Source organism: Mesorhizobium sp. M7D.F.Ca.US.004.01.2.1 (genome assembly GCF_003997785.1).
GTDB lineage: Bacteria > Pseudomonadota > Alphaproteobacteria > Rhizobiales > Rhizobiaceae > Mesorhizobium > Mesorhizobium loti.
On the sequence record NZ_RZRQ01000571.1, the window covers coordinates 1 to 2,299 of the forward strand.

Sequence of the window (2,299 nt, forward strand, 5' to 3'; positions counted from 1 at the left end):
TAGTTAGGTTTGTCCCGCATATAAAATTGACAGTCTTTATCGTTACACCAGAACATCGTCCGTTATCGAATGTTGCAAGGCATTTTATTGAAAATTTTCAGAAAAATCAGAATTGATAGAGGATGTCTGTGAGTTATAGATTTCGGCTAAACCGCATTCAGCCTCTGTACCGGCCGCCACTGACATTTAGAATAGCACCGCTGATCCAGTCTCCTCCATCACCAAGCAGATAGAGGCAGGCGTTCGCAACGGGCGCCGGCCCCCCTTCGCCAAGCGGATAGGCGGAGAGATAGGTCTCGAGTTCGCTCGCCGTCATGGCTGTACCGGTTCCGGTGGGGCCTGGAGCAATCGCGTTGACAAGAATTCCATACTGCTCGACCTGGGCGGAAAGGCCAATTGTGAGCCCGTTGATGCCGGCCTTGGCCGCATTGTATGCCACGGATGCTCTGCCCGTGGGCGATCGCGCGGCGACAGAACTGACGAGTATGATCCGTCCGCCGCCGCGCGCAATCATTTTAGGCAGCACAGCTCGTGTAAGCCACCATGCGCCGTTGAGATTGACGTCCAAGATTTTGAGCCAATGGTTCGCGGGTTCGTTCCATGCAAATCCTGCAGGGGCATCCAAGCCTGCACAATGGACCAGCGCGTCAATGCGACCAAGCTTTTCAACGGCTGCCTCGACGACCGCGTCAACCATCGGTTGGTCGGTGATGTCGCAGGTGAATGTCACGAGCTGATTGGCTGGAACCCCGAGATCTTTTGCCAAGGACGCTAGCCCCTCGCTGTCCTTGTCTATTGCAACAATCGACATCTCGGCATTTGCCAATGCCTGGGATACCGATCGGCCAATGCCGCCAACTGCTCCAGTCACCAGCACCACTTGGCCTTTCAGCTTGCCCGTCGTGCTCACGTTTGCACCTTTCTGGTTGGGTAATCGAAAGCCAAATCGCTCATAGACGTCGGCCGATCGGCACCCGGCGCGATATGATGCCAGCTAGGCCAAACATCTGCCGCCTTCTGTCCGGAGCACAGCCAACTTCCGGCCTAGCGTCGAATACGCTCTGAGCAATCTCCTGCGCGGCCCCAGCGTATTGCTCAGCAAGCTTCGAGGCACGTCACGCGACTTGGATTGGTCTCGGCCAGGTAGATGCGTCTGCGGTGGTCATCGCCGCATATGCCATGCGCGCCGAACAGGACTGGTCGACAGCGACCTATAAAGGCTCCGTTTCCCTCCAGCACCGTCAGGGACGGAACTTGATCAGTGACATAAAGCTTGTCGTCCTGGTCGGCCCAAACATTCGTTGGCCGATAGAAGCCCGTCCAAATGGCCAGTAAACGGCCATGGCCGTCAAAGTGCTGCAGCCTGTTGTTTTCGCGGTCCGCCACGACGACCGATCCGGTTTTCAGGACATATATCGCGTGTGGCGAAAGGAATTGCCCAGCCGCCACACCGCGGCTGCCCCATACACAGACCGGTTCCCCTTTCGCTGAAAACCGTTGTACGACCGTGTTGCCGTAACCATCAGCAACAAAGATGTCGCCGTCGGGTCCGATCGCGACACAGCTGGGGTGATTGAAGGGTTTCCCAGCGGCATGGCGTGTCCCGATTCGGCCTGTGACCCGGCCTTTTCTGTCGAAAATAACGATCTGATGCGCGTCACGATCAACCACATAGAGCCGCCCAAATGGGTCGCATTTGATCATATGGGCATCAGCAAGCTCTTCCTGCCCCCAACTGGCGACGAATTCTCCGTCCGGAGTCAATTCGATGACCGCAGGTCCTTTCTTATCGACCAGACTATCGCGACGCAGCAAGATGAAAACATGGCCGTCTTTTGCGACGGCAACATCTGTGACGTTGCCACCGGCCTGGGCAAATTCGCCCCATGGGCGAAGCACGCGATAACGGCGTGAGCCAACTGCCACGAACAATCCGGCAGCATCGCTCTGTTCGGTCTTGCTTGGTCCATCCAGCTGTAAGGTCATCCTGTGCCCTCCATGATCCAAATCACATGCGCCTTACTTCCATGGCAAGAAGGCTCTGCCGCGTTCGCCGTCCGGGATTGTTGGCTTCGGAAATGTTCCGTAGAAAGCCTCGATGAAGGGCAGAAGTTCGATCGCCATTTTCCGAAGTTCCAATTCCTGGGGAGCAAGTGGACCGCTCAGGCGATCGCGGAGTTCGCGTATGGTTTCACCCTCGTCCACATTGACAAAGACCCCCCCGCTCAGAACGGTTCTGCCTTCGATCACCACCGTATGCACTGCGCGCCGTCTCGGCTGAGGCTCGGTTCGGGGCGGA

Annotated in this window: 2 protein-coding genes and 1 pseudogene; all 3 read right to left on the minus strand. The window is 56.7% G+C overall.

From position 1 onward, the window contains the following. Positions 1–157 precede the first annotated feature (157 nt). Positions 158–910, minus strand: a complete 753-nt coding sequence (locus EN993_RS34860; RefSeq protein WP_164758023.1) for an SDR family oxidoreductase — start codon at positions 908–910, stop codon at positions 158–160. A gap of 185 nt (positions 911–1,095) precedes the next feature. Further along, positions 1,096–1,986, minus strand: a complete 891-nt coding sequence (locus EN993_RS34865) for a peptidase (protein ID WP_127266151.1) — start codon at positions 1,984–1,986, stop codon at positions 1,096–1,098. Between the two features lie 33 nt (positions 1,987–2,019). Then, positions 2,020–2,299, minus strand: a pseudogene (locus EN993_RS34870) (hypothetical protein); the annotation flags it as partial.